The sequence below is a fragment of the Nitrosomonas sp. Nm84 genome (assembly GCF_003201565.1).
In the GTDB taxonomy this organism is placed as follows: domain Bacteria; phylum Pseudomonadota; class Gammaproteobacteria; order Burkholderiales; family Nitrosomonadaceae; genus Nitrosomonas.
Map to the genome: position 1 here is coordinate 19535 of NZ_QJJP01000034.1, position 10330 is coordinate 29864.

The 10330-nt window shown below is 50.2% G+C and carries 3 protein-coding genes; all 3 read left to right on the forward strand.

What is annotated here, in order from left to right:
* Positions 1–37 precede the first annotated feature (37 nt).
* On the forward strand, positions 38–5335 hold the full coding sequence (locus C8R34_RS14320; RefSeq protein ID WP_110341734.1) for a non-ribosomal peptide synthetase: 5298 nt from the start codon (positions 38–40) through the stop codon (positions 5333–5335).
* The gene (locus C8R34_RS14325; protein ID WP_110341736.1) at positions 5335–9933 is read left to right on the forward strand and encodes a type I polyketide synthase; all 4599 of its coding nucleotides are present in this window, start codon (positions 5335–5337) and stop codon (positions 9931–9933) included. Before C8R34_RS14320 ends, C8R34_RS14325 begins: the two co-directional genes overlap by 1 nt.
* Positions 9934–10010: 77 nt before the next feature.
* Positions 10011–10330 (forward strand): condensation domain-containing protein (locus tag C8R34_RS14330; protein WP_146207590.1); only part of this gene is annotated, 320 nt, incomplete at its 3' end.

A 10330-nucleotide genomic window follows, 5' to 3' on the forward strand; every position in this document is an offset into this window, starting at 1 on the left:
CTGGTATCAATGAATGTAAATTGATTAGGTGTAAATAATGAGTACAAGATTGATTCCATCGCGCAGATACCCTGATAACATCGTTGTGCATCTACAAGCACTGGCGCATGAACGTCCGGCAGACACTGCGTTGATTGTCGTGGATGCAGACGGAGATGGATTTGCTGGCAGGCGATTGGATTATGCCACGCTTGATTTGCAAGTCAGAGCACTCGCTGCCGTTTTGCAAGATCGTTTTGTGCCGGGTGAGCGCGCATTATTGCTGATGGATAACGATGAACACTATGTGATCGGTTTCTTCGCCTGTCTTTATGCCGGCGTCATCGCGGTACCGGTTTTTCCGCCGGAATCGATACGCGAGCAGCATTTGGCAAGGCTGCTTGCAATTGCCTCGGATGCCAAGGCGCAGTGCATTATCACCACCAGCGGAAATTTGCCGCTGATCAACGATGCAGCGATAACGCAGTTAGCCGGTGTTGATGTGTTGACAGTCGACACGGTAGAAAAGAGTAGTGCGTCAAAATGGCGCGCTTATACACCACAGAACGATGAGATTGCTTTTTTGCAATATACCTCCGGATCGACTTCCACGCCTAAAGGCGTGATGGTCAGTCATCATAATCTGGTGGTGAATGCTCGGGCATTTGAAGAGGGCATGTCAATCAATGCTGACGACATCTTCGTGAGCTGGTTGCCGCTGTATCACGACATGGGATTGATCGGAGGACTCTTGCAACCGATACATCGCGGCATTCCGGCAATACTGATGACTCCCAAATTTTTTATCGAAAGACCTGTACGTTGGCTCGAGGTCATTTCGCATTATCGCGCTACTGTCAGTGGTGCACCCAATTTTGCTTTTCAACTCTGTGTCGAGCGAGTGAGAAGTTCGCAATTATCAGGACTCGATTTGTCTAGCTGGCGTGTTGCCTTTTCCGGCGCGGAACCCGTGCGCAGAGACACCATGCTGGCGTTTATTGAGCGTTTCAAATCCGTTGGTTTCCCGGCGGGCACTATTTATCCTTGCTATGGCTTGGCTGAGGCGACGCTATTTGTTACCGGCGGGGTGCGCGGAGATGGGATGAAAGCGCATGAATTTTCTTCCGAATTGCTTGCACAAGGCAAAGCGGAAATGGCGGTACAGGGAATTCCGATTGTTGCATGCGGTTTTCCTGCATCGAATCATGCGATTAAAATCTTTGATCCGGAAAAGCTGACACCATTGGCGGATGGTCATGTCGGAGAAATATGGGCGGATGGCCCCAGTTTGGCCTGCGGCTACTGGCAGCGCCCGCAGGAAACCGCAGAAACTTTCCTGGATCATGACGGCGGACGCTGGTTACGTACCGGTGATCTGGGTTTTATTCATGCACGGCAGTTGTACATTATGGGACGGCGCAAGGATCTCATCATCATTCGCGGACAAAATATTTATCCGCAGGATATTGAGCTGGTCATCGAGGAAGAGGTCGAAGCCGTGCGTAAAGGGCGCGTGGCCGCATTTGCAGTCGAGCATAACGAAAGCGAAGGTATCGGTATCGCAGTCGAAGTGTCGCGCAGCATGCAGAAACTTGTTCCCGCCGAAACGCTGGTGGAGGTGCTCAGTGAAGCGGTCAGTGCAAACTGTCACGAATCCTTGTCGGTGGTGGTATTGCTCAATCCGGGGGCGCTGCCCAAGACGTCGAGTGGCAAATTGCAGCGTTCCGCGTGTCGCCAAGGATGGCGCGAGCGCACACTGGACGTTTATGCTATTTACGAATACGGTCATTTCGTATTGGGTGGAAGCAAACCGTCTTCGCAAGCGTTGCTGGATGAAACAGAAATTGCAGTGGCTGCTATCTGGGAAACGGTATTGAATCGCAACGGATTGGGACGTGAGGATCATTTTTTTGCCATTGGTGGCAATTCACTCAAGGTTGTCCAGGTTGTGGCGCGTATTGCCGATCAGTGGCACATCCCATTTACACCACGCAGTTTATTTCAGTATCCGCGCTTGCATGAATGTGCAGCGGAAATTAAACACCTGTTGTCAGTAAACGCTTCTCAACCGGTTACTGACAGCCGCATATTGCCCGGCAAAGATAAAATCAGCGCATTACCTTTATCCTACGGGCAGCAGCGTCTTTGGTTTCTGTGGCAACTCGATCCGTTTAGCACCGCCTATCATGTTCAGCATGCCGTGCGGCTATCAGGTGCGATGGACAAGCAAGCATTTCAGGCGAGTTTTCAGGATTTGATTGAGCGGCACGAATCTTTGCGCACGGTTTTTCGTACCAATGCGGCAGGTTCAGCTGAACAGGTGATTCAACCGGTATCGCCGTTAACTATTACCGATATCGATTTACTGGACTTGGTCGCTTCACAGCGCGAACAACGTGCTGCAGAGGAAGCACGGCGTATTACTTCCATACCGTTTGATCTGACGCAAGGCCCATTGCTGCGGATTGCTTTGATTCGGGTAACGGAAAGTGAAAATATTATGGCCATCATTATGCATCATATCATTTCGGATGGTGTCTCGGTGCAAATCCTGCTGAATGAATTTGCAGCATTTTATCAGGCACATGTACAGGGGAAGACCGCTGGTATTGATCATTTGCCTATTCAATACGCAGACTATACGCTCTGGCAGAAAAATTGGCTGGAAGCGGGCGAAAAAGACCGGCAGCTTGCCCACTGGCAAAACTATTTAGGCGATGAACATCCGCTTTTGATGCTCCCGGTTGATCATCCACGGCAGCCCGCCACCAGTTATCCGGCGGCACGTTATCGTTTAGATTTGCCGCCGGGTGTATTGGAAAAGCTGCGTCAATTGGCATTTGAGCGTGGGGCAACGCTGTTTATGACGTTGTTGACTGCGTTTCAAGTATTACTGTTTCGCCATACGGGACAGCAGGATATTCGCGTGGGTGTGCCGATCGCCAATCGCAATCGTATTGAAACGTCTGGCTTGATCGGTTTTTTCGTCAATACCCAGGTATTGCGTGGTCAATTGTATGGTCGTATGCCGCTTGCCGAACTTTTGCAGCAGATGCGGGAAGATGCGCTTATTGCGCAAACGTACCAGGATCTACCGTTCGAGCAGTTGGTCGAAGTGCTGCATCCACAAAGGGATTTGCGCCATAACCCGCTGTTTCAGGTGACCATCAATCATCTGCAGAAAGATTACCGGATGCTGCAACAGCTTTCCGGATTGACGGTTACCGATTACATTCTGCCTGAGCAAGCAGCGCAATTGGAATTAAGGCTGGAAACGATCGAATTGCCCGATGGCAGTGTCAGTGCCAGTTTCATTTATGCGGCTGAATTGTTTGAACCGGATGGGATTGAAAGATTGGCGCATCACTTTATCCGCATTCTGCAAACATTGGCGGCGTATCCGCAAACGGCAATCGGTGAGATCGATCTATTAAGTGATAAGGACAAGGATCAGCTCAAAGTTTGGGGAAGTAATGCGCCGTGTACCGCGATTAACCAACCAGTTCACCATTTGATAGAACAGCAGGCAAATAAATATCCGCAAATGGCGGCGATCATCTCGGAACGCATGGAATTGAGTTATGCGGAACTCAATCGCAAGGCAAATCGGCTGGCACATCATCTGATCAGTTTGGGTATTAAGCCGGAAATGCGTGTCGGCATCGCTATCGAGCGTGATTCCGTCGAATTGATAGTGGGCCTTCTGGCGATCTTGAAAGCGGGTGGCGGTTATGTTCCGCTGGACCCGGAGTATCCGCTGGAACGCCTGAATTACATGATTGAAGACAGTGCCATTCAGTTATTGCTGACACAAACGCATATCAAACCAAGGATCCCGCATAGAGAAGGGGTGGAAATACTGGAACTCGATGCGCTCAATCTCAGCAATGAAGCGGGGGAAAATCCCGGGATCGAATTGCACGGTGAAAATTTGGCTTACGTTATTTATACCTCCGGCTCTACCGGTCGCCCCAAAGGCGTGCCCGTCGCACATGGCTCTTTAGCGATGCACTTGATGGCGATTCAGAAAATTTATGATGTGCAGCCCGGCGATCGGGAATTGATGTTTTTCTCGATGAATTTTGATGCGGCGGCAGAACAATGGATTACTCCTCTGACTCAGGGCGCCACGCTCGTGCTCTCTTCCACCAGCGATTTGGCAGGCGAGGGTTTCGTGGAACTGATCGAAAAACATCGGATAACCATTCTGCATCTTCCTCCCGCCTATTTACGCATGTTGTTACCGCTGATGGCAGGCAAAAAACATGCCGTACGCACCTGTATTGCAGGCGGCGAGGCATGGTACGCCGCTGATGTGATCGCTGCGCAGGCAATGTTTCAAGGTGTCAGGCTGGTAAACGCGTATGGTCCGACTGAAACGGTGATAACACCGGCGGCGTGGATGATTCATGCGAGTGAAAATACTGAGGTGCAGATCGAAGGCGATCATGCACCGATTGGCCGGCCTGTGGGCGCCCGCAATCTATATGTTCTGGATACCGAGCTCAATCTCGCACCTGCGGGTACGACCGGAGAACTCTATGTAGGCGGTGAGGGATTGGCGCGCGGCTATCATGATCGACCCACATTGACTAGCGAGCGTTTCGTTTCCGATCCTTTTAGTCAGACTGGAGGCCGTCTCTATCGCACAGGTGATTTAGTGCGTTGGCGCAACGATGGGCAACTTGAATATCTCGGTCGTATTGATCATCAGATCAAGATTCGCGGTTTTCGTATCGAATTGGGGGAAATCGAAGCACAGTTGCACGTCCAGGCGGATGTGCGCGAAGCTGTCGTTGTTGCTCATGAAGGGCGCAATGGGATGCGTTTAGTCGCCTATTTGACGGCGCATCATAACATCCAGCTTAATCCATTGCTATTAAAGGCGGCATTGGGTAATGCGCTGCCCGATTATATGATCCCCGGTCTGTTCATTTTCCTGGATACATTACCACTCAATCCCAACGGCAAAATAGACCGTAAAGCGTTGCCTTCTCCCGAACAGTTTGACAAATCGGACTACGAGGCGCCTGTTAACGCAATAGAAATGACTGTTGCGGAAATATGGGCTGATATCTTAGGGATTCCCCAGGTTGGATTACATAACAATTTTTTTGATTTGGGCGGGCATTCGCTACTGCTGATCAAAGTTAAACAAAAATTGGAGGCGCATTTAAGTGTACAAATCGCCATTGTCGATCTTTTTAAATACACCACGGTTGCAAGCTTGGCAAAATTTTTGAGCCAAGGGGACAGCAGCGCGGGGCATGCATCCTTGCAACGCCATCGGGATCGGGCGCAGCGGCAGCGTGGCGCGTTTATTCAACGAAAACAAAAAATAGAGAGGGTACATTGATGGATAACTCTGAAGAATTAACGCAAAACGCGGAAATTGATATTGCGATCATTGGTATGGCATGCCGCTTCCCGGGCGCGAACGATATCGAGTCGTTTTGGCATAATCTGCGGGAAGGGGTTGAATCGATCACTGTCTTTAGCGACGAGGAATTGCTCGAACGTGGCGTATCTGCTGAGGTATTGAAGGATCCCATGTACATTAAAGCAGGCGCTCATCTAAGCGATGTCGACTGTTTTGATGCATCTTTCTTTGGATATACGCCCCGGGAAGCGGCTGAAACAGATCCGCAACATCGATTGTTCCTGGAAGTGGCGTGGCAAGCGTTGGAAGATGCCGGCTACGATACCTCGCGATACGCTGATCTGGTCGGCGTATACGCCGGATGTGGCGTGAATATCTACCTGATGCTGAACTTGCTATCCAGTGGACGCATGGCGGGAAAACACGATATTTCCTCGCTGCAAGGACTGATGAACGGTAACAATAAAGATTCGATGACGACCACAGTTGCGTATAAGCTCAATTTGCGCGGTCCCGGAATTACGGTACAAACAGCCTGCTCCACCTCTCTGGCAGCGACGCATGTCGCTTGCCGCGGGCTGCTCAATTACGAGGCCGATATGGCGATTGCCGGGGGATCCTGGGTTAATTTATTGCATGAAGGTGGGTATCATTATCAGCCTGGCGCAATCCTTTCGCCGGACGGTCATTGCCGCGCTTTTGATGCGAAAGCGGCGGGAACGGTCATCGGCAGTGGTGTGGGTGTCGTGGTATTGAAGCGATTGGCCGATGCGTTGGCCGATGGCGATACCATTCACGCGGTGATTAAAGGCTCGGCGATCAATAACGATGGTTCCGCTAAAATCGGTTATACCGCTCCTAGTGTTGAAGGACAAGCGGAAGTGATACTGGCCGCGCAGACGATTGCAGGCGTCTCTGCGGATACGATCAGCTATATTGAAACACACGGCACCGGTACCACCATCGGTGACCCGATAGAAATTGCCGCGTTAACGCAAGCTTTCCGGGAAAGTACCGACAAACAAGGGTTTTGTGGTGTTGGCTCGGTCAAGACGAATGTGGGGCATTTGGACGCAGCGGCAGGCGTGGCGGGTTTGATCAAGGCAACGCTTGCACTTAAGCATCGGATTTTACCGCCTAGCTTGAATTTTGAGCAACCCAACGCACAAATCGATTTTTCCTCGAGTCCTTTTTACGTGAATACGGTGAGTAAAGCCTGGGATAGTGGTGCGACGCCACGCCGTGCCGGTGTCAGTTCGTTCGGGATTGGTGGAACCAATGTACACATGATTGTTGAGGAAGCGCCGCCCATCAGCCCGTCCGGTCCTTCGCGCGACTGGCAGATACTCACGATTTCGGCACGCAGTCACGATGCATTGGAAAAAGCGGTGATGCGTTTACAGGATCATATCGTTACGCATCCAAAACAGCCATTGGCCGATACCGCTTATACCCTTCAAACCGGGAGAAAACATTTTTCGCATCGGGCGATTGCGCTATGCCGTGATCATGATGATGCCGTGGTGTTGCTGAAAAACCGCGATGCCGATCGTTTCCTGGCGCAGAAAGTAACCAGCGAGAATCGCTTTGTGACCTTTCTGTTTCCAGGGCAAGGCGAGCAATATGTCGATATGGCGCACGATCTGTATCAGCATGAACCAGTTTTTCGTGAGGAATTTGATCGGTGTCTGCAGCTATTAAAACCGCACCTTGATTTTGATTTATTCAAACTGATATATCCGAACTCGGGTGTGGAGGCACGGATTTTCGCCTCGTCACGGTTGGAGCAGACTGAGGCGACACAACCCGCATTGTTTGTTATTGAATATGCCTTGGCGCGGTTGTGGATGTCATGGGGAGTCCAGCCTGCGTCGATGATCGGGCATAGTGTGGGGGAATACGTGGCTGCTTGCCTGTCGGGAGTGTTTTCCTTGGAGGATGCCTTACGACTGGTTGCTATGCGAGGACGGCTGTTACAGCAGATGGAAACCGGCGCGATGTTGGCCGTTATGCTGTCTGAAACAGAACTTGCGCCGTATGTGATCGAAGGGTGTGATTTGGCAGCGGTCAATGGACCAGCGCTGTGTGTGTTATCTGCACCGATCGCAGTGATGGAAGTTGTGGAAAAAAATCTGACTGAAAAGGGTGTTGTAAGCCGGCGCTTACATGTTTCACATGCATTTCATTCCAGTATGGTGGATGCCATACTGCCGGTTTTTGTTGAAATGGTTGCCAAGATTAAACTGCATCCGCCCAAAATTCCTTTTTTCTCTAATCTGAGTGGCGATTGGATTACGCCTCAGGAAGCAACGGATGCCGGTTATTGGGGACGGCACTTGCGCGGAACGGTACGTTTTAACGATGGTTTGCAAAAATTGCTGAGCGACCCGGCACAAGTTTTATTGGAAGTCGGTCCTGGAGAAACATTGATAACGCTGGCGCAACGCCATCCTCTGGCAAAACCTGAGCAGCTCATACTGTCGTCGTTACCGCATCCTAATAAAGGCCATTTGGCCCAGAAGCACTTATATCTCAATCTGGGCAAGCTGTGGTTGAATGGCGTGATGATCGATTGGAAAGGATTCTATGCACATGAGCGTCGGCATCGCGTTTCATTACCAACGTATCCATTCGAACGCCAGTCTTACTGGATTAAAGCCGATGAATCGAATACACAAGCCGCTTCTAAATCAGGTGCTCACTCGGCTGCGGGATCAAAAGGAACGGAAAATATTCCTGCGCATTCAATCAATGATTGGCTCTACGTGCCGTCATGGCGACGCGCCGATAAAATTAATTTTGCAGGCTTTGTTCCTGAAACAGCCAGTACTTATTTAATTTTCAGCGATGCGCATGCGCTTAGTGCCGCTTTGATTGAGCGCTTATTGTACCTGGGCGTTAATCCTATCGTGGTTTCCGCAGGGACAACATTCCAACGTAAGAGTAGGCATAGCTATACCGTTCGCCTTAGCGAGCAACATGACTTTGACTTGTTGTTTCAGAGTATCCGTGAGGAAGGTAGAACGCTTGGTCATATTTTGCATCTTTGGAGTTTAAGTGAAGAAAATGAAATTAGATCTGAAGCAGAAAGCTTGACCAGAAATTTCTACAGTTTGCTCAATCTGGCAAAGTCTCTGGAAAATTCCAAGGCGCTTATTCCGTCAGGTAAAAAGGCAGATATCGCTATTATAACCAATCAATTGGCGGATGTTACCGGTGTTGAAACATTGTGTCCTGAGCAAGCGTTTCTGTTGGGGCCATGCAAAGTCATCCCACAGGAATATTCAAATCTGGATTGCCGCATTATCGACATTGAATTACAGCCATCGGATGAAGCTGCGCAAATACGGATGGCAAAACAAATTCTCGCTGAGTTACAAGCGGATAGCGGTACGTCTATGGCGGCCTACCGCGGACCCTACCGCTGGACTCCATTTTTTGAACCGGCACAACCGCCTGCTGTTGTAAAAAACCGACTCAAACCGAAAGGCGTTTATTTGATTACCGGCGGCCTCGGCGGTATCGGTTTGACGATTGCGGAATATCTGGCCCGAACTCAGCAAGCAAATTTAGTGCTTTTGGGCCGTTCTATTATTCCCGCGCGTGAGCATTGGCAAGAGGTTTTATCTGCGCTCGGCAAAGAAGATTCATTGCGACGCAAAATAAAAAATATCATGCAGTTGGAGAAATTGGGTGCCAAGGTGCTGGTAGCGAATGCTGATGTGGCAAACCTGACTGAATTAAAGGCGGCTGTTACGAAAGCACGCCGATATTTCGGTGCCATTGATGGTGTGATTCATACCGCAGGCGAGGTTAGCAGCGGGCTGATGTCGACCAAAACAGATGAGGTGATTGCACGGGTATTTGCGCCAAAAGTGCAGGGAATGCAGGCACTGCAAGCAATATTTAAGGATGATCTGCTCGATTTCATGCTGTTATGTTCATCATTGGCTACGATTGCAGGCGGTCTTAGCAAGGTGGATTATTGTGCGGCGAATGCTTATTTGGATGCGGTGGCGCATGCTGCTTATCGCGAATCCTCCTATCCGGTTATTTCAATCAATTGGGATAGCTGGCGGGAGGTCGGTATGGCCGCAGACATGGAAATGCCGGAAGGCGTCGGGATTTCTCCCAGAGAAGGTGCGGTAGTATTTGAGCAGATTGTGAATGGCCCGAATATGCCGCAGATCATTGTCTCAACACTTGATTTGTCTACGAGACTGCGCCAGACCCAGCACGATCTGATCGCACAACCGTTTATCTTTACCGCCCCGGCCAAAACAGGAAGATTTCCAAGACCGGCATTGCAAACAGTCTTTAAATCGCCTGAAAGTGAGCTGGAAAAGGGCATTGCGGAAATTTGGCAAAGCCTGTTGGGAATAGATGCTGTTGGCGTGGACGACAATTTATTTGAATTGGGTGGCGACTCACTGCTAGGCGTGCAGCTGTTATCCAGGGTGAGAACAGGTTTTTCCGTTGACCTACATCCGGCGGATTTCTTCAGATCGCCTACCATCACAGGCCTGGCCGCATTGGTCGAGGCAAAATTGCTCGATGAAATTGAGTGTTCATAGTGTGATTGGTTTGGCTTGATACACGTGAATACCCCGTAACCAGGCACCGCGCCGAAGAATAAATCAGAGATTTTGATATGGCAGATAATGACGATCTTGCGCGCCGACGAGCGCGCTTGACGCCGGAGCAGCGTCAACGATTAACGCAACGATTTCGAGCAAGTAGCGATTCATTACCGCTAACAGCTACCATTCCGCGCCGACCGACCAGTGAATCTGCACATCTTTCGTATGCACAGCAGCGTCACTGGTTTTTATGGCAATTGGATCCGCAGAGCACGGCGTATCACTTGGGCGGTGGGCTGCGTTTGCTTGGGGACTTGAACGTTGCAGCGTTGCAGGCGAGTTTTCAGGGGCTGATAACACGACATGAATCGTTGCGCACGGTTTTTCAGAT